This is a genomic window from Mucilaginibacter phyllosphaerae (genome assembly GCF_004378255.1).
Taxonomy (GTDB): Bacteria; Bacteroidota; Bacteroidia; order Sphingobacteriales; family Sphingobacteriaceae; genus Mucilaginibacter; species Mucilaginibacter phyllosphaerae.
Window position 1 is genome coordinate 484,165 of sequence record NZ_SNQG01000004.1, and the last position, 23,324, is coordinate 507,488.

17 protein-coding genes are annotated in these 23,324 nt (G+C 43.1%); 11 read left to right on the forward strand and 6 right to left on the reverse strand.

Annotated features, from left to right (window positions below; genetic code table 11):
- Window positions 1-684: 684 nt before the first annotated feature.
- The 3 genes from E2R65_RS13260 to rnr all read right to left on the reverse strand — a co-directional run bounded on the left by E2R65_RS13260 (window position 685) and on the right by rnr (window position 5,713).
- On the reverse strand, window positions 685-2,283 hold the full coding sequence (locus E2R65_RS13260; RefSeq protein ID WP_134336948.1) for a M1 family metallopeptidase: 1,599 nt from the start codon (window positions 2,281-2,283) through the stop codon (window positions 685-687).
- Between the two features lie 235 nt (window positions 2,284-2,518).
- A complete protein-coding gene (locus E2R65_RS13265) occupies window positions 2,519-3,493 on the reverse strand; it encodes a polyprenyl synthetase family protein (protein ID WP_134336949.1) in 975 nt (324 codons plus the stop codon).
- 81 nt (window positions 3,494-3,574) lie between these two features.
- Window positions 3,575-5,713 (reverse strand): ribonuclease R, encoded by a 2,139-nt coding sequence (gene rnr, locus E2R65_RS13270; protein ID WP_134336950.1) that lies wholly within the window; start codon window positions 5,711-5,713, stop codon window positions 3,575-3,577.
- Window positions 5,714-5,920: 207 nt separating this feature from the next.
- Between rnr and E2R65_RS13275 the strand changes: the two genes are divergently transcribed.
- The 6 genes from E2R65_RS13275 to E2R65_RS13300 all read left to right on the forward strand — a co-directional run bounded on the left by E2R65_RS13275 (window position 5,921) and on the right by E2R65_RS13300 (window position 13,127).
- Window positions 5,921-7,240: an MFS transporter gene (locus E2R65_RS13275; protein ID WP_134336951.1), complete on the forward strand. Its 1,320-nt coding sequence runs from the start codon at window positions 5,921-5,923 to the stop codon at window positions 7,238-7,240.
- 15 nt (window positions 7,241-7,255) lie between these two features.
- On the forward strand, window positions 7,256-7,984 hold the full coding sequence (locus tag E2R65_RS13280; RefSeq protein ID WP_134336952.1) for a (Fe-S)-binding protein: 729 nt from the start codon (window positions 7,256-7,258) through the stop codon (window positions 7,982-7,984).
- A 1,055-nt stretch (window positions 7,985-9,039) separates the two neighbouring features.
- Complete coding sequence (locus tag E2R65_RS13285; protein ID WP_134336953.1) at window positions 9,040-9,531, forward strand: DUF6265 family protein; 492 nt, start codon at window positions 9,040-9,042, stop codon at window positions 9,529-9,531.
- A 239-nt stretch (window positions 9,532-9,770) separates the two neighbouring features.
- On the forward strand, window positions 9,771-11,090 hold the full coding sequence (gene mtaB, locus E2R65_RS13290) for a tRNA (N(6)-L-threonylcarbamoyladenosine(37)-C(2))-methylthiotransferase MtaB (protein WP_134336954.1): 1,320 nt from the start codon (window positions 9,771-9,773) through the stop codon (window positions 11,088-11,090).
- Between the two features lie 30 nt (window positions 11,091-11,120).
- Complete coding sequence (locus tag E2R65_RS13295; RefSeq protein WP_134336955.1) at window positions 11,121-12,293, forward strand: prolipoprotein diacylglyceryl transferase; 1,173 nt, start codon at window positions 11,121-11,123, stop codon at window positions 12,291-12,293.
- 27 nt (window positions 12,294-12,320) lie between these two features.
- Window positions 12,321-13,127, forward strand: a complete 807-nt coding sequence (locus tag E2R65_RS13300) for an inositol monophosphatase family protein (RefSeq protein WP_134336956.1) — start codon at window positions 12,321-12,323, stop codon at window positions 13,125-13,127.
- A gap of 93 nt (window positions 13,128-13,220) precedes the next feature.
- On the opposite strand, the gene E2R65_RS13305 is transcribed toward E2R65_RS13300, so the two are convergent.
- Complete coding sequence (locus E2R65_RS13305; protein ID WP_134336957.1) at window positions 13,221-13,772, reverse strand: NifU family protein; 552 nt, start codon at window positions 13,770-13,772, stop codon at window positions 13,221-13,223.
- A gap of 178 nt (window positions 13,773-13,950) precedes the next feature.
- Window positions 13,951-15,297, reverse strand: a complete 1,347-nt coding sequence (gene purB, locus E2R65_RS13310) for an adenylosuccinate lyase (RefSeq protein WP_134336958.1) — start codon at window positions 15,295-15,297, stop codon at window positions 13,951-13,953.
- Window positions 15,298-15,411: 114 nt separating this feature from the next.
- Here purB and E2R65_RS13315 point away from each other — a divergent pair, with 114 nt between their 5' ends.
- The 4 genes from E2R65_RS13315 to E2R65_RS13330 all read left to right on the forward strand — a co-directional run bounded on the left by E2R65_RS13315 (window position 15,412) and on the right by E2R65_RS13330 (window position 22,091).
- Window positions 15,412-16,038, forward strand: coding sequence for a TetR/AcrR family transcriptional regulator (locus E2R65_RS13315; protein ID WP_134336959.1), 627 nt, complete (start codon window positions 15,412-15,414; stop codon window positions 16,036-16,038).
- A gap of 96 nt (window positions 16,039-16,134) precedes the next feature.
- A complete protein-coding gene (locus tag E2R65_RS13320) occupies window positions 16,135-17,481 on the forward strand; it encodes a TolC family protein (RefSeq protein WP_134336960.1) in 1,347 nt (448 codons plus the stop codon).
- A 34-nt stretch (window positions 17,482-17,515) separates the two neighbouring features.
- Window positions 17,516-18,616, forward strand: coding sequence for an efflux RND transporter periplasmic adaptor subunit (locus E2R65_RS13325; protein ID WP_134336961.1), 1,101 nt, complete (start codon window positions 17,516-17,518; stop codon window positions 18,614-18,616).
- Window positions 18,617-18,641: 25 nt separating this feature from the next.
- Window positions 18,642-22,091 carry an efflux RND transporter permease subunit gene (locus tag E2R65_RS13330; protein ID WP_134336962.1) on the forward strand — a complete coding sequence of 1,150 codons (3,450 nt, stop codon included), beginning with the start codon at window positions 18,642-18,644 and terminating at the stop codon, window positions 22,089-22,091.
- A gap of 74 nt (window positions 22,092-22,165) precedes the next feature.
- On the opposite strand, the gene E2R65_RS13335 is transcribed toward E2R65_RS13330, so the two are convergent.
- Window positions 22,166-22,702 carry a hypothetical protein gene (locus E2R65_RS13335; protein WP_183500349.1) on the reverse strand — a complete coding sequence of 179 codons (537 nt, stop codon included), beginning with the start codon at window positions 22,700-22,702 and terminating at the stop codon, window positions 22,166-22,168.
- A 129-nt stretch (window positions 22,703-22,831) separates the two neighbouring features.
- Between E2R65_RS13335 and E2R65_RS13340 the strand changes: the two genes are divergently transcribed.
- The gene (locus tag E2R65_RS13340) at window positions 22,832-23,317 is read left to right on the forward strand and encodes a DUF4126 family protein (RefSeq protein WP_134336963.1); all 486 of its coding nucleotides are present in this window, start codon (window positions 22,832-22,834) and stop codon (window positions 23,315-23,317) included.
- Window positions 23,318-23,324 lie beyond the last annotated feature (7 nt).

Below are 23,324 nucleotides of genomic sequence, written 5' to 3' on the forward strand. Positions count from 1 at the left end.
TTGACAACTTTTTAAAAAGTTGTCAAAGCAAAATTACACTTGTCCCTTTGATAAGGGCTTTTTTTGTGGACCTCTCAACAAGACTTAAAGTTTACTTATAGCTTTGACAACTTTTAAAAGTTGTCAAAGCAAAATTCCTCTTATCAATTGAAATGTTTTTTGTGGACCTCTAAATTTAAAGCTTACTTATAGCTTTGACAACTTTTAAAAGTTGTCAAAGCAAAATTACCCTTATCAATTTGAAGTGTTTTTTTGTGGACCTCTCAACTAAACTTAAAGCTTACTTATAGCTTTGACAACTTTTAAAAGTTGTCAAAGCAAAATTATTCTTCTACTGGTCCAGGTTAAGCTTACTTATAGCTTTGACAACTTTTTGAAAGTTGTCAAAGCAAAAATTACACTTGTCCCTTTGCTAAGGGCTTTTTTTGTGGACCTCTAAACAAAGCTTAAAGCTTACTTACAGCTTTAACAACTTTTTAAAAGTTGTTAAAGCAAAAATTATTTCCAAAATGTACACTCTCTACTGGCCCAGGTTTTAAAACTTAAAGCTTTGACAACTTTTTAAAAGTTGTCAAAGCCCTTTTCTAATCCAGGTTTAGCGTAGCGTAACCTGGATCAGAAATTAGGTAAGTACGTAAGCAGAATGCCTTATTAATGCTGACAGGCCCTTTTTAAGTGATTTTTTTACTCCAATATCACCTTTTTCATGTACCAGGAATCAGCATCAATAACCGGTGTGGTTTTGCTGGGGACGATGATGCCGTTGGGCGTTACCAGCATGCGTTTGGTACCTGCATCGGTGGTGATGTCTATCGGCAGGTCCATATTGATGTTTTGCAGCTTAATTAAGTATTTATTACCGGGACGCTCTTTTACGCTCACTTCCAGCTTGTTGGTAGTGCGTAAAAACAGATCGAACAGGGGTTTTAATGATGTGCCGTTTGCTTTGCTGAAATATTGCTCCACATCATCGGTAACATTCTGATGATCGTAGGTGAACTGCGGATCAGTAGCCAGGCCCTTAAGGGTTTTAAAGAACAGGGTATCGCCCATTACATAATGCAGGGTGTGCATAAAGTAACCGCCCTTGCTGTAGATATCGCCGTTATAGGCCGATGCCTCATCAATATCCTTACCCAAAACAATAGGGAGTTTATGCTGAATACCGAAAGCCGATTTTTTAAAACGATCGATATAAGCCTGCCGGCCTTCCAGATCAAGCACCGGCAGGGCATCTGCGTAGGTATCAATCCCTTCGTGGATCCAGTAATCGGCCCAGTCGCGCGCGGTAACTTTGTTGCCCCACCACTCGTGCCCAAATTCATGGAACATCAGCCAATCGAAATCCTGCCCGCCAACTTTTGAGTACCTGAACTTATTGCCATAAGCATTCATGCTTTGGTGTTCCATACCCAAATGCGGGGTTTCTACAATGCCCAGTTTTTCTTTTGCCCAGGGGTATTCGCCAAAATACTTTTCTTTTGATTGGGCAGCTTTAATGGTCATATCTACCAAATGCGGGCCTTTATCGGCATGCTCTTTTAATACATAGAACTGCACCGGTACGGTATTGCCTGCAACAGATTTATAAGAACCTTTAACAACCGTGTAATCGCCGGCATTAAACACCAGGCTGTAATTGTTGATGCTATATTTAGTTTGCCAGTGGTAGGTGGCTGTACTGCCTTTTTTGCTTACGCCCTTTAACAAACCCGGCCCTGCAACCACCAGGTCTTTTGGTACGGTGATGTACATATCGGCACCCTCATTCGGCTCGTCAGAAGGGTGGTCTTTTGATGGGAAAAAGATCTTGCCGCCGGTTTGCTCGGCAGTAACGGCCAGCCAGGGGTGGCCGGTTGAATCTTGTGTCCAGGTAAATCCGTCGTCCCAGGGTGGTCTTTTGGCGATGCGTGGCCGGCCGGCATACAATACTTTGATGCTAGCTTTACCGGCTGCTAATTCTTTAGCCATGTTGATGGTTATCAGGCCGTTTTTATGGTCGAAAGTTTCTTTTTTACCATTTACAGATACCGCGCTAACATGCAGTGAATCCAGCAGATCTAAAATTAAAACTTTGGTTGGCTGCGCCATGATCACATCTATAATGGTTGAGCCGTCGATAGATTTTTGTGCAAAGTTGCAGTTAATGGCAATGGTGTAATGCCTTACATCCATTATGGCCTGCTCGGGTTTAAGCTTACCACCAGAAGTTTGGGCCAATGCACCATACCCTGTTACAAGCAGGGATAAAGCTGTGGCAATAGTTATTGTAGTTTTTTTCATCAAATAAGGAATGATTGTGTGCTTAAAGATAAGCAAGTCAATCTATTTGCTGATGATTTGGTATGTAAAAATTATGTGTGGAAAGACCGCATGATAACGGAAATAAGAATACAACCCAACGTCATTGCGAGGTACGAAGCAATCTCTTTATGACAATTATACAATTTGCATAACCAGTTTACCTATCGGGGATTGCTTCGTACCTCGCAATGACGGGTTTTATAATGTTTGCAAGCTAATACTCCCTCACCAGCAACCCATCTGCAAAATCGCGCAGGTATTGTTTGCTTTCTTCCGGCAGGTTGATCTGTTCTAACGCTTCGAAGGCTTTTTCGGCGTAGGCCTGCATTTCGGCCTCGGCATACTGGCGAATGTTTACACTGTTATATAATTGGGTAACGGCAGCTACCTTTTCAGCGGCATCAAACGCAGGGAGGCTTATCCAACGGGATAATTCTTCGGCGTCGGTACCTTTAACCAGTTCCTGCGCTTTGATGAGCAGGTAGGTTTTTTTATTGGAGATGATGTCGCCGCCAACCTGTTTACCAAATTTTTCGGGGTTGCCGTAAACATCTAAAATGTCATCCTGCAACTGGAAGGCTATACCCAGGTACTCGCCAAAGCTGCATAACAGTTCGGCATCTTTCATTTCTGCTTCGCCAATCAGCGCGCCTATTTTTAAGGCACCGCCCAACACTACGGCCGTTTTCAGGCGGATCATGTTGATATATTCAGGAATGGTGATGTTACTGATCGTTTCAAAGTTCATGTCCAGCTGCTGGCCTTCGCAAACGCCCACAGCGGTATCGTTAAAAACATCCAGTACGGTACGCAAAATATTATCGCGCACCTGCATCATCAGCTTGTAACCCTCTATCAGCATCACATCGCCGGATAGTATGGCCACGTTGTTATTCCACTTTTCGTGCACGGTGGTTTTGCCGCGCCTTTTGGGTGCGTTATCCATAATATCATCATGCATCAGCGTAAAATTATGGAAAACCTCAATGGCCAGGGCAGGGGGCAGGGCGGCCTCTACATCACCGCCAAAAAGGTCGCAGGCCATCAGCAGCAGGGCAGGGCGCATGCGTTTACCGCCTAAGGCAAGTATGTATTTTATCGGCTCATATAATTCCGCGGGATATTCCGGGTATTTCAGTTCGGCTACGGAGCTTGCAATTAAAGATTGCAGTTCTTCAAGTTTTCTCATGTGTGAGTGGTGAATAGTGAGCGGTGAACAGGGAACGGTTTTAAAACCACGCACTATTCACCACTCACCGCTCAACTAATATTAATTATTTACTAACGAAAAATCGATCTGCTTTTTGGTCAGGTCTACATTTTTCACACGGATCTGTACCTCGTCGCCCAGCTGGTAGATCTTCTTTTTACGCTGGCCGATGATGGCATAGTTTTTCTCGTCTAAAGTATAAAAATCGTCGCTGATATCGCGCAGGCGGATCATGCCCTCGCACTTATTTTCTACAATTTCTACATACATACCCCATTCGGTAACACCCGATATAATGCCGGTAAACACATTGCCAACCTGATCTTTAAGGTACTCCGCTTGTTTATATTTAACAGAAGAGCGTTCCGCATCGGCCGCTTTTTTCTCCATTGCCGAGCTGTGCTTGCAAAGCTCCTCGTAATGGTCGGCATTGGCGCTTTGGCCGCCGGTTAAGTAATGCTGCAGCAACCTGTGCACCATCACATCGGGGTAGCGGCGGATAGGCGAGGTAAAGTGCGTGTAGTGGTCAAACGCCAAACCGTAATGGCTGGTGCTTTTGGTAGTGTAAATAGCCTTAGCCATCGAGCGGATAGCCAGATGCGTAAGCACATTCTGCTCTTTTTTACCTTCCACATCCTCCATTAAATAATTAAGGGATTTGGCTATCTCTTTATCATTTTTGGTATTGATCTTATAGCCAAACCTTGCCGCAAATTGTGCAAAGTTAGCCAGTGCATCGGGCTTTGGCGTATCGTGCACGCGGTAAACAAAGGTGTATTTATGTTTGCCTTTACCCATTTTGCTTACATGCTCGGCCACTTTGCGGTTAGCTAAAAGCATAAAGTCTTCAATCAATTTATGGGCATCCTTGCGTTCTTTTACGTAAACGCCGGTAGGTTTACCGGTTTCATCCAGCTTAAATTTAACCTCGGTAGTTTCAAAACTAATGGCGCCTGCTTTAAACTTGCGTTCGCGCAGTTTGTAGGCCAGGGCATTTAGTTTTTCTATCTCCTCCACATAGTCGCCGGTTTTGGTTTCTATTACCTCCTGCACTTCCTCGTAAGTAAAGCGCCTGTCTGAGTGGATCACCGTTTTACCAAACCACTGGTCAACAATATTGGCGTTCTCATCCAGTTCAAAAACGGCGGCAAAGCATAGCTTATCCTCTTTAGGGCGCAGCGAGCATAAGCCGTTAGATAATCTTTCGGGCAGCATGGGTATCACCCGGTCTACCAGGTAAACAGATGTACCGCGCTCGTATGCTTCTTTATCCAAAGCCGAATCGGGGATAATGTAATGCGATACATCGGCAATGTGCACGCCAACCTCATAATTGCCGTTATCCAGTTTTTTAAAGGATAGGGCATCATCAAAATCCTTGGCATCAAAAGGGTCGATGGTAAAGGTAAGCACCTGCCTAAAATCCCGGCGTTTGGCTACTTCTTCTGCACTGATCTCGCTCGGGATGTCCTCTGCATCTTTTTCAACTTCGGCAGGGAAGGAGAGCGGGAACCCGTATTCGGCCAGTATGGCGTTCATTTCGGTATCATTCTCGCCCTGTTCGCCCAGTATGTGTTTAATGCGGCCGATGGGGTTTTTGGCACCCGCCGGCCAGTCGGTAATTTCAGCAACGGCTTTTATGCCATTTTTAGCACCATTTAAATCTGCAATCGGGATGAATATATCATGCATCATTTTGCGGTCATCCGGTATAAAGAAAGCAAAACGTTCAGATAGCTTTACCACACCGGTAAACTCCATTTTGTTACGCTGGATGATCTCTATCACTTCACCTTCCTGCCGTTTACCGCGGCTTTTGGCATATACGTACACTTTAACACGGTCGCCGTTAAGGGCGTTGCGCAGTTTACGCGGGGCCACAAAAATATCGGTTTCGGTCGGGTCGTCGGTCACAATAAAGGCCGAGCCGTCGTTGGTCAGGTCAACTTTTCCTTCCACAAAGGTTTTTAGTTCCAGCAGCTGGAATTTGCCCGGAGTGATCTCTTTAAGCACTCCTTTAAAGGCTTCGTTCTTTAAAATATCCAGTATTACGCCGCGGGCGTCAGGGTCGCGTACGTTAAGCTTGGCAGAAACCTGTTTGTGGTTTAGCGGTGTGTTGCCGTTTTGTTCAAATATATCCAGTACCATTTGCGTCAGCACCTGGTCTATAGTAGCGTTATTTTTATTCTTTTTTGACATTTATAAATGTTTGTTGCTAAGATACGGAAACTACCTTCAGGTTAAAGTAAACATTAAACAATATCAGAAAGATATCACAGCCAGGGCCTGTTAATGATGTCATCCAAACCTGTTCAAAAACCATGCGGATTGCTTTAAGGCAAAGGCAAAAACGTTGTTTTTTTCAAATATTTCTTTAAATCCAAAATTTGCATACTTTTATGTGCGATGGAAGAAAAAAATAACGATAAAACCATAACGGCGTGGGCCATGTTCGATTGGGCAAACTCGGCCTATAACCTGGTGATCACTACAACCGTTTTCCCGGCATATTATGTGGCTATAACCACCAACGCCGCCAACGGTAACCGGGTAAACTTTTTTGGGTTTAGCGTTATCAATACCGCCCTGCAAGATTATGCGCTTGCTGCCGCCTACTTAATAATGGTGTTATTGCTCCCCATCCTTAGCTCCATTGCCGATTATCGCGGTAATAAAAAGGCCTTTATGCAGTTTTTTACCATCCTGGGGTCGCTGGCCTGCTGCAGTTTGTTTTTATTTGATGAGAAAAATATTGAGTGGGGCATCGTAAGTTTTGCTATTGCGGCCATTGGTTATGCCGGCGGCTTTGTTTTTTATAACTCCTACCTGCCAGAGATCGCCACCGTGGATATGCAGGATAAGGTGAGCGCCAAAGGTTTTACCTATGGTTATATAGGCAGCGTATTGCTGCAGCTTATTTGTTTTGTTTTTATACTGATGCCCGCAAAATTTGGCTTAACCGCCGGTTCGGCCTCGCGTTTATCCTTCCTGCTGGTTGGTTTGTGGTGGATAGGTTTTGCCATGATTCCGTTCTCTATACTGCCCAAAGGCAGCCCGAATGCAAAAGCGCATCATCATCATATTATCAAGGGCGGCTTTATTGAACTGGGTAATGTGTGGGCAAAAATTAAGGTTATGCCTTTGTTGAAGAAATTCCTGCCATCATTCTTCTTTTATTCTATGGGGGTGCAAACCATTATGCTGGTAGCTACCAGCTTTGCCGCCAAAGAACTGGGCATGCCTACCGAAGCCCTCATCAAGATCATCCTCATTATTCAGGTGGTTGCCATATTCGGCGCAACGCTTATGTCGCGCTTATCTGATAAATACGGCAATGTGCGGGTATTGATATTAACCGTTTGTATCTGGATAGGTATTTGCGTAGCGGCTTTTTTCACCACTACATCTACCCAGTTTTATATTATAGCCATTGTTGTAGGTTTGGTAATGGGCGGCATCCAGTCGCTTTCGCGGTCAACTTATTCTAAATTTTTACCGCAGGACATCCCGGATACGGCATCGTTCTTCAGTTTTTATGATGTGACCGAAAAGCTGGCTATCGTAGGCGGTTTATTCAGCTTCGGGCTGATAGAAGAGCTAACGGGCAACATGCGCAATTCTACGCTGGTTTTGGCTTTGTTCTTTGTTATCGGCCTTGTGCTGTTGTTTTCTTTATTAACAACAGAACGTAAAGTTCAGAAATTTTCGGAATTTAGCAGCCGTTAACATTTACCCGTACAGATGACAATTGAGCTATTTATTCCGTGTTTTGTAGACCAGTTGTACCCCGATACTGCTTTTAATACCGTTAAAGTGCTTGAAAAGGCCGGATGCACGGTTAATTACAACCCCGAGCAAACCTGCTGCGGGCAGCCCGCCTTTAATGCCGGTTTTTGGGACGATGCCAAAACCATCGGCAGTAAATTCCTGAACGATTTTAAAGAGGACAGCATCATTGTATCGCCATCGGCATCCTGCACCGGTATGGTGCGCAATTATTATAATGATCTGTTCACCAACACTACTTCGCACAATAAATGCCGCAACATCCAAAGCAATATTTACGAACTGAGCGATTTTTTGGTGAATATTTTACAGGTTGATTATTTTGGCGCCGAACTGGAAGGCCGCGCCGTTTACCACGACAGCTGCGCCGGCCTGCGCGAATGCAAAATTAAGGGTGAACCCCGCCAGCTGCTGTCTAAAGTGCTTGGCCTGGAACTGGTGGACCTGAAAGATAACGAAACCTGCTGCGGTTTTGGCGGCACCTTTGCCGTTAAGTTTGATGGTATTGCCACCGCTATGGCGCAGCAAAAGGTAGATAATGCGCTTGCAGCCCATGCCGATTATATCATCTCTACAGATGCATCCTGCCTGCTGCACCTGCAGGGCTATATCGATAAAAATAACCTGCCTATCAAAACCATCCACTTAGCCGATGTACTGGCGCATGGTTGGGGGAACGTGTAATTTATTTAGTGATTAGTGTCCTGGTGAGCCTGCCGAACCATTAGCCGAGCGTACAAGTCTTCGACAAGCTCAGACTGACATGATGGGATTGTCATGGTGAGCCTGTCGAACCATTAGGCGAGCGTACAGGTCTTCGACAAGCTCAGACTGACATGATGGGATTGTCATGGTGAGCCTGTTGAACCATTAGGCGAGCGTACAGGTCTTCGACAAGCTCAGACTGACATGATGGCATTGTCCTGGTGAGCCTGTCGAACCATTAGCCGAGCGTACAGGTCTTCGACAAGCTCAGACTGACATGATGGGATTGTCCTGGTGAGCCTGCCGAACCATTAACCGAGCGTACAAGTCTTCGACAAGCTCAGACTGACATGATGGGATTGTCATGGTGAGCCTGTCGAACCATTAGCCGAGCGTACAAGTCTTCGACAAGCTCAGACTGACATGATGGGATTGTCCTGTTGAGCCTGCCGAACCATTAGCCGAGCGTACAAGTCTTCGACAAGCTCAGACTGACATGACGGGATTGTCCTGGTGAGCCTGTCGAACCATTAGGCGAGCGTATAAGTCTTCGACAAGCTCAGACTGACATGATGGAGGATTGTCCTGGTGAGCCTGCCGAACCATTAGCCGAGCGTACAAGTCTTCGACAAGCTCAGACTGACATGATGGGATTGTCCTGGTGAGCCTGCCGAACCATTAGCCGAGCGTACAAGTCTTCGACAAGCTCAGACTGACATGATGGATGATTGTCCTGGTGAGCCTGCCGAACCATTAGCCGAACGTACAAGTCTTCGATAAGCTCAGACTGACATGATGGGATTGTCCTGGTGAGCCTGCCGAACCATTAGCCGAGCGTACAAGTCTCCGACAAGCTCAGACTGACATGATGGGATTACCCTGGTGAGCCTGTAGAACCATTAGGCGAGCGTACAAGTCTTCGACAAGCTCAGACTGACATGATGGAGGATTGTCCTGGTGAGCCTGTAGAACCATTAGCTGCTTTGCTAATTATCAGACTATTACACTATATTCGTAATACAACCTGCATCATCATGAAAAAAATATACCTTTTTATCCTGCTTACTGCCTCAATTGCCTTTAATGCATCTGCGCAGCAACAAAAGGCATCCATTAATGATTTGGCCTTTATGGCCGGCACCTGGACGCTAAAACACGAGTGGGGAGATATGGAAGAGTTTTGGGGTAAACCCATGGGCGATAACATGGTGAGTACATTCAGGTGCGTTAAAAATGGTAAAGTGGTGTTTTATGAATTTATGGCAATAGAGCAGGCTGTTAACGGGCCCGTAATGAAACTGCGCCATTTTAATAAAGGCAGCATCGGGTGGGAGGATAAAAATAAGCCGTACCTGATGCCTGCTGTTAAGATAACCGCAAACCAGGTTGTATTTGAATCGATAGATAAACGTGTACGGATCACCTATAAACGTATCAGCCCGTTAAAAATGGATTGTATTTTAGATGAAAAAGGTAAAGACGGTAAGTGGAAGAAGGATGTATTTGCCTACACGCTGAGTAAGTGATTTTAACCGGTAAGAGGGCACTGCCTGCTATTAGGGTGTTGAATTGAAAAACGATTTGATTTTTAAGTACCAGTGCATTAACAAAGGGCTTGTTAAAAATAAACGCATTTTCCGGGATTCGTGGCTGGCACATTAACGCTGTGATTTAAAAACCCGATCCAATTTTACATTCCTGTTAATAACCAATCTTTAACCGCTAATCAACTAATCTCTAAAAATCTTATCTTTGTAGCTTGCAAATGAATAAGAAAGTAGCTTTTTATACACTTGGCTGTAAGCTTAATTACTCGGAGACCTCTTCTATCGGTCGCCTGTTTAATAACGCCGGTTTTGATACGGTTGATTTTACGGATACGCCCAACGTATATGTAATTAATACCTGCTCGGTAACCGAAAATGCCGATAAGAAGTGTAAAAAGATAGTTAAAGAAGCGCTGAAGATCAATCCGGCTGCTTTTATTACCATTGTAGGCTGCTATGCGCAGCTTAAACCCAAAGAGATTGCCGAAATACCCGGCGTGGATATGGTTTTGGGCGCCGCCGAAAAATTCCAGCTGGTAGATCATATTACCGACCTGACCAAAAAAACCAAAGCGGTTGTTTTAAACCAGCCCGTAAGCCATGCTAACAAATTTGTACCCTCATACTCTTTTGGCGACCGTACCCGCACGTTTTTAAAAGTGCAGGATGGCTGCGATTACTCGTGCACGTTTTGCACCATACCGCTTGCCCGTGGCAGCAGCAGAAGCGATACCATCGAAAACGTAATGAAGCAGGCCAACGAGATAGCGGCATCAGGGGTAAAAGAAATTGTGCTGACCGGGGTTAACCTGGGCGATTTCGGCATCCGGGAGGGTAAACGCGAAGACCGCTTTTTAGATCTGGTTAAAGCGCTGGACGAGGTGGAGGGCATCGAACGGATCAGGATCTCATCTATAGAGCCCAACCTGCTGAACGACCAGATCATCGCCTTTGTGGCCACATCTAAACGTTTTGTTCCGCATTTTCATATTCCGCTGCAATCCGGTTCTGATAAAATACTGGGGTTGATGCGCCGCCGTTATAAAAGAGAGTTATACGCTAATCGCGTAGCTAAAATAAAACAGCTGATGCCCAATTGCTGCATTGGTGTGGATGTGATCGTAGGTTTCCCCGGCGAAACCCGTGAGGATTTTATAGATACCTACAACTTCCTGAATGATCTGGACGTTTCTTATCTGCACGTTTTTACTTATTCGGAACGCGAAAATACGCCTGCTGCCGAAATGAGCGGCGCGGTGCCCGGTTCTGCCCGTGCCGACCGCAGTAAAATGCTGCACATCCTGTCTGACAAAAAGCGCCGTGCTTTTTACGATACCCAGATAGGCCAAACCGGCGAGGTGCTGTTTGAGGGCGATGTAAAAGAGGGCTACATGCACGGTTTTACCCGCAACTATGTTAAAGTAAAAGCCAAGTACGACCCCATACTGGTTAACGAAATAAAGACGGTGCATTTAACCGCAATTTCACCCGATGGTGATGTTGAAATAACAGAAAGCGAAGAAATATTAGTGCATTAACTATTATATTCGCAGCACAAATACCTGAATATGTTTCCAACCCTTTCCTCGCTGATAGAATATTTAACCGGCGTTAACATTCCGTTACCTATACAAACATTCGGCTTTTTTGTAGCTATTGCCTTTATGGCTGCCTACTGGGCCTTTACCGAGGAGTTTAAGCGTAAAGAGCAGTTAGGTTATATCCATCCGTTTGAAAAAACGATAACCGTTGGCGCGCCTATTACCCCGGGCGAACTGGCAGGTAACGCCTTGTTTGGCTTTATACTGGGCTACAAGGTGCTTGATGCCGTTTTGCATTACAGCGAATTGATTGATAACCCGCAGGATTTTCTGCTATCGTTAAAGGGCAACCTGGTGGGTGGTATTATAGTTGCCGGTTTAATGGCTTACTGGGCCTATTATGAAAATAAAAAGCAGGTTTTAGCTAAACCGGAACAACGCCGCGTTACGGTGCACACCCATGAATTAATGGGCAGCATACTTTTATGGGCGGCCATTTTTGGATTTGCAGGGGCCAAGCTGTTTAACGCTTTAGAGAACTGGGGCGAATTTATGCGCGACCCGGTTGGCATGCTGATAGGCTTTAGCGGTTTAACTTTTTATGGCGGTTTAATTTGCGGTGGGGCAGCGGTATTATACATTGCTTACAAGCACAATATTAAACCCTTAACCATGCTGGATATTGGCGGTGCCGGTATGATGCTGGCTTACGGCGTTGGCCGCGTAGGCTGCCAGATGAGCGGCGATGGCGATTGGGGCATCCCTAATCTTAAACCTAAACCAAGCTTTTTGAGCTGGGCGCCCGATTGGATGTGGAGCTTTAAATTCCCGCATAACGTGGATATGTCTGACCATGACAATCATATCCCCAACTGCGTAGGCAAGTTTTGTAATGAACTAAAACTATCGGTATATCCTACATCTTTCTATGAATCAGTAATTTGTATTTTATTATTCTTGATACTTTGGCAGTTACGCCATAAGTTTAAGGCGCCGGGCATTCTGTTTGGGATCTACATGATCATGGCAGGGGTAGAGCGTTTTTTGATCGAGCTGATCCGCGTAAATACCAGGTATGTAGTGGCAGGTATCTCCTTCACCCAGGCCGAAATGATCTCGGTTATTATGGTGTTGGGCGGTATAGCTTTAATTTATTTCGGTAACAAAAAGTACCGGCAAACAGGCGCTACAAACGCTTAGTATTTCATCTTAAAAAGCTTACATCAGATGCAGTTGAACCACATTATAGGGCAGGTAATTGATGTTGCTAAGGCAGCCGGGCAGTTCATCCGCCAGGAACGTAAAACGTTTGATGCGGGTAAAATTGAGTACAAAGGCCTGAACGATCTGGTATCCTACGTAGATAAAACGGCCGAGCAAAAGATAGTTTCCGGGCTGGAATTGATACTGCCCGAAGCCGGTTTTATAACCGAAGAAAAAACAACCACCAAAACAGGCGACCGCTATAACTGGGTTATTGACCCACTGGATGGCACTACCAACTTTATACATGGCTTGCCCACCTACTCGGTTAGTATTGCCCTGCAGGATAAAGATGAATTGGTTTTAGGCGTGGTTTACGAAGTTAATCAGGATGAATGCTTTTATGCCCATAAAGATGCACCCGCCTACTTAAATGGTGCCGAGATAAAGGTAAGCAACAAACCTACCATTGCCGATAGCCTTATTGCAACTGGTTTCCCATATTACGATTTTAGCTACCAGGAAGCCTACATCAAATTGTTTACCGAATTGATGCGCAACTGCCACGGCCTGCGCCGTATTGGATCTGCCGCGGTTGATCTGGCGTACGCCGCCGCCGGGCGTTTTGAGGCTTTTTACGAATATAATTTAAATCCCTGGGATATTGCCGCGGGCATCGTCATTGTGCAGCAGGCAGGGGGCGAAATAAGGAACTTTAAGGGCGGTTTAGAGGTGTTAAAAAGTCGTGAATTGCTGGCCACAAACGGTAAAATAACAGGGGAGATGCTGGAATATATTGAAAAGTATTTTATGGCAAATGTCAAAAAGTAAACGTTCGTTTCTCCGATCAAAAACCTCGTAAATAGATATAAAAAAGGCGGCTTGAAAATTCAAGCCGCTTTTTTATATCGGTATAACCCCAAATTATAAAGCTTCGGAAACCACTTCGGTAACTTCGGGTACCATCCTTTTAAGCAAGTTTTCGATACCCGATTTAAGGGTTACGGTAGATGACGGGCAACCACTGCATGAACCGCGAAGCTCAACAGTAACCACACCCTCGTTAAACGAACGGTAACTGATAGCGCCGCCATCCTGCTCAACAGCCGGGCGAACGTAATCATTTAGTATCTGCTGGATCTTTATCTCCGTGTCGGTACCCTCAAAAGCTACATCGGTTTCCTGCTCAACTTCCTGAACCTTTAATTCAGATTCTACAGCACCTTTTACAAATTCCTTTAATATCGGCTGGATATCATCCCAGTCGCTGCCTTCGGTTTTGGTAACCGTTACAAAGTTGCTGGCAAAAAATACACCGTTAACAAAATTGAATTTGTACAATTCCTTTGCAAATGGCGATTTTTCGGCACTCTCTCTTGTAGCATAATCCACGCTTCCGTTAATAAGCAACTTGTTTACAATAAACTTCATGGTTGCCGGGTTAGGGGTGGCTTCGGTATATACGCTGATATTCATGGATGTCAAATTTTTAGTATTGTTAACAAATGTAAACAGGTTTTTGATTAAAGCATCGCCCTAATATTGATTTGACCTGTTAATGACGGTAAAAAATTGTCATGGTGAGCCTGTCGAACCATTAGCCGCGCGTACAAGTCTTCGACAAACTCAGACTGACATATTAGATTTATAGATACTATATCCCCGTATAACTTTGCGGCGTTATGGCTTTTATCTCATTCTTAACTGCATCGCTAACTTCTAATCCATCTACAAACTCCGCGATGGTTTGGGCGTTAACCTGCGTATTGGTACGGGTAAGCTCTTTTAATGCTTCGTATGGGTTTGGATAAGCCTCGCGGCGTAAGATGGTTTGTATAGCCTCGGCAACTACTGCCCAGTTTTCCTCTAAACTGGCGTTGATAGCAGTCTCGTTAAGCAATAACTTATTTAAACCTTTAAGGGTAGATTTTAGGGCTATCAGCGTATGCGCCACGGGTACACCTATGTTACGCAAAACCGTAGAATCTGTCAGATCGCGCTGTAAGCGGGAGATAGGTAGCTTGGCAGCCAGGTGCTCAAACAAAGCATTGGCAATACCCAGGTTACCTTCGCTGTTCTCAAAATCGATGGGGTTAACTTTATGCGGCATGGCCGATGAGCCAACCTCGCCGGCTTTGATCTTCTGTTTAAAAAAGTTCATAGATATGTAGGTCCACATATCTCGGTCAAGGTCAATAATAATATTATTGATACGCTTTAAAGCATCGCATTGTGCGGCAAAATTATCGTAATGCTCTATCTGGGTAGTAAACTGCGAACGGTGCAGGCCTAAAATATCATTAACAAAATGGTTACCAAATGCTTTCCAGTCGGTTTCCGGGTAGGCAACATGGTGTGCATTAAAGTTACCCGTAGCGCCGCCAAACTTAGCCGAATAGGGTACCGCATTCAGTAAATTCAACTGATTTTCTAAACGTTCTACAAAAACACTGATCTCTTTACCCAAGCGTGTTGGCGATGCCGGTTGCCCGTGTGTATGTGCCAGCATCGGGATGTTTGCCCATTCGGCAGCAAATGCCTTAAGCTGATTAATCAGATTAGTGATCTCTGGCAGGTAAACCTCGTTAATGGCCAGCTTAAATGAATAAGGAATGGCTGTGTTATTAATATCCTGAGAGGTTAAACCAAAATGAATGAATTCTTTATAGTCTTCCAAACCGCCCAGATCATCAAACTTTTTCTTGATGAAATACTCAACAGCTTTAACATCATGGTTGGTGGTTTTCTCTATCTCTTTTATACTTACAGCATCCGCTTCGGTAAAATCCCGATAAATGTCGCGTAACTTTTCAGTCCTATTTTTATCAAAGCTTTGCAGCTGTTTTACAGGATGTTGGCAAAGTGCTATAAAGTATTCTATCTCTATAAATACCCTGTATTTAATTAAGGCGTATTCAGAAAAATAGGCAGCTAATGGCGCTGTGGTATTACGGTAACGGCCGTCGATAGGGGAAATGGCTGACAGGGAATTTAATTCCATCGAATAATTTTTTTGCAAAGATAGACAATTGTGGAAAACGAGCGATTGTCAACATGAAGTAATTTGACATGGAAACTTTGAAATCTAAAAATGTTTCCTTAGTTTTGACCAATAATGTCTAACAGTCAAACAGAAAGAATAGTATTAGGCGCAGAGGAGCTTTTTTTGCAAGCAGGTATCAAAAGCGTAACGATGGATGATATTGCGCGCCACCTGGGGATGTCAAAAAAAACCATTTATCATTATTTTAATGATAAGAATGATTTGGTGATTGCCCTGGTAGAAAAAAAATTAGAGGAAGATGCATGCCAGATAACACACATCATCAATACATCATCTAATGTGATAGAAGAGATGATCAATATGATGAAGTGCTCCGAAGAGATCTTCGGGCGCATCAATCCTATTGTAATACATGATATGCAGAAGTATCATCCGGATGCATGGGGGAAATTTCAGCAATTCAAATCAGATGTGCTGGTTAAAACATTAGAAGAATTATTGATAAAAGGTATGGCACAGGGTTTCATCCGCGAAGATGTAGACGTAAAGATACTGGCCAAAATGCGTGTTAACCAGGTAGAGATGGGCTTTAATACAATCATATTTCCGGTATCGCAATTTAGCCCCTGGAAGGTACAATATCAGCTGCTGGAGCATTTTAACTATGGCATTTGTACCCTTAAAGGGCACGAATTACTGGATAAGTATAAAGAAGAGCATTTCGAAAAAATAAATTAAACAGCTTACCCTGCTGACATACGGTTGTCAATTAAACCCCTTGTTTTGCAGGCATATTAAAAAACAAACAATAATCTATCATATCACACCCACAAAATGAAACGAATACAAACCCTGCTGTTATTGCTTACGGGGGCCTTAAACGGGTTTTCGCAAACGCAGCCCGCACCAGAAACTTACAACTTTACGGTAACCCAGGCTGTTGAATACGCCTATGCGCATCAGAATGCAATTGTTAATGCCAACCTTGATATTAAAAGTGCCGAGTACAAAGTAAAAGAAACAACAGGTATTGGTTTACCGCAAATTAGCGGCCAGGCAACCTTTACAGATTACCTTAAAATACCTACCCAGTTGCTGCCCGGCGAACTGGCAGGCCGCCCGGCGGGTACTTTTATCCCGGTGCAGTTTGGTGTTAAATACAATTCAAACTTATCTGTTACAGCAAACCAGATATTGTTTAACGGGAGCTATCTTGTTGGTTTAAAGGCATCTAAAACTTATAAGGAACTATCTGCACGCAGCTACCAGCGTACTAAAATAGAAGCCAATGTAAACGTTACTAAAGCTTACTACCAGGTACTGGTTAATAACGAGCAACTGCGTTTGCTTGATGCTAACATTACACAGTTAAAGCAGCAGGTAGATCAAACAACGGCCCAGAATAAACAGGGTTTTGTAGAAAAGATTGATGTTGACCGGATAGTTGTTCAGTACAACAACCTGCTAACCACGCGCGAAAATACCATTCGCCTGCTGGCTTTAAATTATCAATTATTAAAGTTTCAGATGGGGATGCCGATAGAATATAACCTAACGCTGGTGGATAAACTTACCGATGTTAACTTACAAAATGATGTGGCCGAATTAGGTGCAGATACTTCGTTTTACCGCAGGCGCATTGAGTATAACTTACAGGAAACCCAAAAAAGGCTTAACGAACTTGACCTGAAAAACAAAAAAACACAGTTTTTGCCAACTTTAAGCGCAAATGCAAGCTATGCGGCATCTTACCAAAACAACAGCTTTGGATCTTTATACAGTAACAACTTTCCTTCGGCTTATGTAGGTTTAACGCTAAGTGTACCTATTTTTAATGGGTTACAGCGCGAAAACCAGGTAAAGCAATCTAAAATAACCGTGCTTAAATCACAAAACGATCTGGTAAATCTTAAAAATTCTTTAAATCTGGAGGCAAGCCAGGCAAACGTGAATTTTATAAATGGCTTGCAAAGCCTTAATAACCAAAAGCAAAGCCAGGCACTTGCACAGGAAGTGCTAAGGGTAGCCAAAATAAAATATCAGCAGGGGGTTGGCTCAAGTATCGAAGTTACGCAGGCGCAAACAGCGCTGGAGGATGCGGATAACAAATATATACAAGGCCTTTACGATGCTTTAATAAGCAAGGTAGATCTTGACAAAGCATACGGCAGAATACAGTAAACAACAACTAAACACTTATATATCAACACACAAAATGAAAAAATTAATATACATACTCGCATTACTGTTACTGGCAGCATGCTCTAACAAGCCTAAAGATAAAAAAGCAGAGCTGGCCGATCTGCAAAAGCAGCAATCAGATATTAATGCAAAAATAACCAAGCTGCAAAGCGAGGTTGGTACCGATTCTACTAAGGCAACAGAGGTTGGCGTTGTGGAAGTAAAAAGCGGCGCATTTACCAACTATGTACAAATACAGGGTAAGATAGACGCGCAGGATAACGTAACCGCTTATCCGCAATCGCCGGGTACCATTACCAGTATTTATGTAAAGCCGGGCCAGCATGTATCAAAAGGCCAGGTTATGGTACAGTTAGATAACAGCGTATTACAGCAGCAAATTGCACAAAGCGATGCGCAGGTTAATTTAAACCAAACCTTATACAATCGCCAAAAAAACCTGTGGGACCAAAAAATTGGTACCGAGGTGCAATTTTTACAGGCGCAAACTAACCTGCAGGCAAGTAAAAAGGCTTTGGCAGCTTTACGCCAGCAGGCAAACTTATACCGCATTGTATCGCCAATAAGCGGCACAGTTGACCAAATGGATCTTAAGCTTGGCCAGGTTGCACAACCCGGTACAAACGGCATCCGTATTGTAAATGCTGATGTATTAAAGGTAAAGGCTGATGTGCCCGAGAGTTATGCAGGCAGCGTGGGCACTGGTAACGAAGTGATGATACTGGTACCCGACGCAAAAGATTCTTTAAAAACTAAGGTAACCTTTGCGGCCAAGGCGATCGATCCAACATCACGCAGTTTTGCGGTGGAGATAAAATTACCTGTTCGTAAATCGCTTCGCCCCAATATGACCGCTATTATCAAAATAGCCGATTATTCAAAAAATAATGCTGTTGTGATACCGGTAAAAGCTATCCAGAAATCGGAGGATGGTGATTACGTATATGTTGCAGAAAATGGTATAGCAAAACGTAAAACCATAAAAGTAGGTGTAACCTATGGTGGGCAATCAGAAATACTATCGGGCTTAAAAGCCGGCGAGCAACTGGTTACCGAAGGTGCAGCAGATATTGAAGACGGCGATAAGGTAAAGGTTTCACAATCTGCTATTTAATAACAACCTCTGATCTATTACAAATATGAAAGATGTTAAAAAAGAATTTGGTCCCTCAAGTTGGGCCATAGATAACAAAACCGCCATATACGTGCTCATTTTTATGATAACGGCACTGGGGTTAATCAGTTATAATAATTTACCTAAAGAGAATTTTCCGGATATTGCCGTACCAAAAATTTTCGTAACAACAACATTTTTGGGTCAGTCACCACAAAACGTTGAAAACCTGGTTACAAGGCAGATTGAGAAGAAATTAAAATCTCTGAAAGGTTTAAAAAAAGTAACATCAAATTCTGCGCAAAACGTATCTATAATTACAGCCGAGTTTAACGCTAATGTTAAAACAAAAGATGCGAAGATTGATGTTAAAGATGCAGTGGATAAAGCACGGCAAGATTTGCCGCAAAACGATGCAAACTTTAAAGAGCCGGTTATATCAGATATTAATGTTGCCGATCTTCCTATTTTATACATTAACATTTCAGGCGATTACGACTTGAAGAAGCTAAAGGAATATGCCGACATTTTAAAAGATGAGATTGAAAGTTTTAGAGAAATCTCAAAAGTAGATGAGGTTGGTGCTTTAACGCCCGAAATACAGATAAATGTTGATGTTAATAAAATGGCTGCGGCTCAGATTGGCTTTAGCGACATTATCCAGGCTGTTGGGCAGGAAAATATTTTATCATCTGCCGGTACTATAAAAACGGATGGTGTCCGCCGTAGTATTGATGTTAAGCAGGATTTTAAAAATGCCGACCAAGTAGCTGCAATGATTATCAGGAACCCCAAAGGACAGGCGGTTTACCTGCGCGATATTGCAGAAGTAAAAGATTCATTTTTAGAGCAGGAAAGTTATGCCCGATTAAAAACGCCTGAGCAATCTAAATTTAAAAATGTAATAACCCTTAACGTAAGTAAACGAACTGGTGAAAATCTTATCGAAGCATCGGACAAAATAAATGCTCTAATTAAAGAGAAGAAAAAAACCGATTTTCCTAAAGGATTAAACATAACTGTAACGGGCGATCAGAGTGACAAAACCCGTACTACACTTAACGATCTGATCAACACGATCATTATCGGGTTTATATTGGTAACTGTTATCCTGATGTTTTTTATGGGTACAACCAATGCTATATTTGTGGCACTATCAGTACCATTATCCTGTTTTATAGCCTTTATGATTATGCCGGCCATTGGGTTTACCCTTAACATGATCGTGCTATTCTCGTTCTTGCTTGCCCTGGGTATTGTGGTTGATGATGCAATTGTAGTTATAGAAAACACCCATCGTATTTTTGCGAATGGTAAAGTACCAATTAAGGAAGCTGCTAAAATGGCTGCAGGAGAGGTGTTTCTGCCGGTATTTTCCGGTACTATGACAACCCTTGCACCATTTATACCATTAGCATTCTGGAACAGTATTATTGGAGAATTCATGTTCTTTCTGCCAATAACACTCATCATCACCTTACTGGCATCATTGGTTGTAGCATACATCATGAACCCGGTTTTTGCGGTCGATTTTATGGAACCACACCATCCCGGTGAGCATGATAATCCTAAATTTGATAAAAAAACAAAAAAAACAGTATTAATACTAAGTGGTATTACTGTGTTTTTATATTTGCTTACATTTTTACCAGCCGAAAGTACATTACATATCAGTGTTTTGCTACCGAATTTATTTATACTAATTATCCTGTTATATCTCCTAAACCATTTTGTATTACTTAAAGTGATAGATCGGTTTCAGAATAATGCATGGCCTAAATTTCAGAATTGGTATGCTAAATGGCTGGAAAAAGCTGTAAGAAGGCCAATAACCATGTTAGTAGGGACTTTTGGATTATTTGTATTATCAATTGTGCTGTTAATAACGATAGGTAAAACGCCGGAGTTTTTCCCGTCAGGAGACCCTAACTTTGCCTATGTCTACATTACAATGCCCATCGGTACCGACCAAGCTACTACAAATGAAATAACCCGTAAAATAGAAAAAAAGGTTGCTGAAATTGTTGAGCCGGATAAGGATATTGTATCATCAATTATATCAAATGTTACTAAAGGCGTTACCGACCCACAGGATGAAGACCAGGGAGACTATCAGAATAAAGGCAAAGTAACTGTAGCTTTTGTTGAGTTTGGCAAACGTGATAAGAAAGATACTAAAGTGGTTCTTGCCAAAATACGTAAAGCTGTACAGGGCTATCCGGGTGTTAAAATAGCGGTTGCGCAAGAGGCGAGTGGGCCACCCGTACAAAAGGATATTAGCATTGAGATAATTGGTGATAATTTAGACTCGCTGGTAAAAACAGGTAGCCGTTTAAAAACATACCTTGATAAACAAAATATTGCAGGTATTGAGAACCTTGTTGCAGATGTGCAAAATGATAAGCCAGATATTGTATTTGATATTGACCGCGAGCGTGCAAACCGCGAAGGCATAAGTACAAAAACCATTAATGATAATTTAGGAGCTGCTATTTTTGGTGCAAAAGCTGCCGATTTCAGGAATACGAAAGAGGATGACTATCAAATAAAAGTTAGGGCGATGGAAGAGCAGCGGGGCAATATTGATGAGTTGCGTAACTTAAAAATAACTTATCGGGATTTGGCTACAGGCGGCGCAATTCGCCAGGTACCTATTTCTGCTTTTACAGATATTCGCTATACAAATACCTTTAGTAATATTAAGCGTAAACAGCAACGCAGGGTGTTAACTTTAGCATCAAGTGTGGTTAAACCATATAATGCCAATGAGGTTAACGCTAATATATTAAGAGCTATAAGCAACTTTAAAAAAGATGATACTATAACCATCAGGCAGGGCGGCGGCCAGGAAGATCAAATGGAAGCGGTAACTTTTCTTGGTGGTGCCATGGGGACATCTTTTGGGTTGATATTAATTATCCTGATGATCCAGTTTAACTCCATCGGGAAAACGTTTATCATTATCAGCGAGATATTCTTTAGTATCATAGGTGTATTTCTTGGAGTGACATTGTTTGGGATGACTATGGCCATTGTAATGACAGGGATCGGTATCATTGCCCTTGCCGGCGTGGTGGTACGTAACGGTATCTTGCTGGTAGAGTTTACCGATATGCTGATAGATCAGGGTGCCAATCTGCACGATGCAGTGGTGGAAGCAGGCCACACCCGTATGACACCGGTATTGTTAACCGCAACTGCAGCCATATTGGGTTTAATACCGTTGGCAGTTGGTTTTAATATTGATTTTGTGGGTTTATTTACACATTTTGAACCGCACATTCACTTTGGTGGTGATAACGTTGCCTTTTGGGGGCCATTAGCATGGACTATGATCTTCGGCCTTGGTTTTGCAACCATTATTACCCTCATATTGGTTCCATGTATGTACATCATCCGTGTAAACATGAAAAATTACTTCTTCGGTAAAAAAGAAGAAGTTGAAAAACCTAAGCTGGAAGTTAAGGAAGCTTAATACAATTGTATAAACACATAACAAGGGCCGCACAGTTTTACTATGCGGCCCTTGTTGTTATAATTAAAAAGATATTAGTTGTACCTTTTTACCAAAGCTTTAACCTGCCCGGCTATTTTATTTATTTTTCTTTCGCGTTTGCTGCCGGCATCAAGCGCATCATAAACCAGGCCCGCGTTTATGGCGTAAACACCATGGTGTAAGGCATCAATGGCTATGTCTTTTGGTTCTTGTTGGTTTATTGGCTTTGCGGCATCGTGTTTTGGCAACATCACTAAGGCTGTACTCCAAACAGCGCCAAAGTGCACCAGCGCAGCCAGTATGCCCCTTAAACCGGTTAGGCCAATAATGCCACGGGCAACGCCCCAGACGGTGCCATAGCTCCAGTGTAATTCCTGCGTTAATTTTTGTTTGTCTTCATTGGCAGCCGGTTTAACGCCCGCGGTATCTTCTGCAACTTTAAGCGGTGCATCACTGCTCTGGCGTTTGGTGATTTTCATTTCTACCATCTGCGATAGGGTCATGGCGGCTGTTGCGGCCAAACCGGCCAGCAGGCCTTTGCCTATGGCACTACCTAAGGCACCAAGTGTATTATCTTCGTGTAGTTTCATTATGTACTTATTGGTGTATATACAACAACACATTTTACTTATTGATTGAGTTTTTTTACTTTTCATTCAATAAAAGGCTGATTATTTAGGAATGGTTATTGTACCTGTATCCCAAATTATCAGCATATTATGAAACTGCAAATAACAAATGCCTTTAAGCAGGCTGCCGGATTAGGAATTATCGCGGGCATGCGCACATTTTCGGCACCCGCGGTAATCAGCCATGTTTATAGCAGGCATCCTTCAAAACAAATAAAAGGCACATCGTTAAATTTTATGCAAACCATACCTGCATCAAAAGTATTTAAGGTTTTAGGCGCAGGCGAACTTGTAGGCGATAAAATGCCATTTGCCCCAAAGCGTACGGCTGCTGGCGGGCTTGCAGGCCGTTTTCTGTCAGGCGCATTATGCGGGGCAACTGTTTATAAGGCAAACCATAAACAACCTGTAATTGGCGGGCTGATAGGAGGGGCGGCGGCTATAGCATCCGCCTTTGGATGTATGTTTTTACGTATTGGCCTTGCTAAACGCAGCGGCCTGCCCGATCCGGTGATCGGTGCCATAGAAGATGCCATTGTTATTAGTGCTGGTACGGCAATTGCAAAAAGCATGTAATTTCTAT

Bases quoted from the DNA above. Each gene is read 5' to 3' on its own strand.
- E2R65_RS13260 (WP_134336948.1), bottom strand. From the start codon at position 2,283: ATGAAAAAAACTACAATAACTATTGCCACAGCTTTATCCCTGCTTGTA.
- E2R65_RS13265 (WP_134336949.1), bottom strand. From the start codon at position 3,493: ATGAGAAAACTTGAAGAACTGCAATCTTTAATTGCAAGCTCCGTAGCC.
- rnr (WP_134336950.1), bottom strand. From the start codon at position 5,713: ATGTCAAAAAAGAATAAAAATAACGCTACTATAGACCAGGTGCTGACG.
- E2R65_RS13275 (WP_134336951.1), top strand. From the start codon at position 5,921: ATGGAAGAAAAAAATAACGATAAAACCATAACGGCGTGGGCCATGTTC.
- E2R65_RS13280 (WP_134336952.1), top strand. From the start codon at position 7,256: ATGACAATTGAGCTATTTATTCCGTGTTTTGTAGACCAGTTGTACCCC.
- E2R65_RS13285 (WP_134336953.1), top strand. From the start codon at position 9,040: ATGAAAAAAATATACCTTTTTATCCTGCTTACTGCCTCAATTGCCTTT.
- mtaB (WP_134336954.1), top strand. From the start codon at position 9,771: ATGAATAAGAAAGTAGCTTTTTATACACTTGGCTGTAAGCTTAATTAC.
- E2R65_RS13295 (WP_134336955.1), top strand. From the start codon at position 11,121: ATGTTTCCAACCCTTTCCTCGCTGATAGAATATTTAACCGGCGTTAAC.
- E2R65_RS13300 (WP_134336956.1), top strand. From the start codon at position 12,321: ATGCAGTTGAACCACATTATAGGGCAGGTAATTGATGTTGCTAAGGCA.
- E2R65_RS13305 (WP_134336957.1), bottom strand. From the start codon at position 13,772: ATGAATATCAGCGTATATACCGAAGCCACCCCTAACCCGGCAACCATG.
- purB (WP_134336958.1), bottom strand. From the start codon at position 15,297: ATGGAATTAAATTCCCTGTCAGCCATTTCCCCTATCGACGGCCGTTAC.
- E2R65_RS13315 (WP_134336959.1), top strand. From the start codon at position 15,412: ATGTCTAACAGTCAAACAGAAAGAATAGTATTAGGCGCAGAGGAGCTT.
- E2R65_RS13320 (WP_134336960.1), top strand. From the start codon at position 16,135: ATGAAACGAATACAAACCCTGCTGTTATTGCTTACGGGGGCCTTAAAC.
- E2R65_RS13325 (WP_134336961.1), top strand. From the start codon at position 17,516: ATGAAAAAATTAATATACATACTCGCATTACTGTTACTGGCAGCATGC.
- E2R65_RS13330 (WP_134336962.1), top strand. From the start codon at position 18,642: ATGAAAGATGTTAAAAAAGAATTTGGTCCCTCAAGTTGGGCCATAGAT.
- E2R65_RS13335 (WP_183500349.1), bottom strand. From the start codon at position 22,702: ATGAAACTACACGAAGATAATACACTTGGTGCCTTAGGTAGTGCCATA.
- E2R65_RS13340 (WP_134336963.1), top strand. From the start codon at position 22,832: ATGAAACTGCAAATAACAAATGCCTTTAAGCAGGCTGCCGGATTAGGA.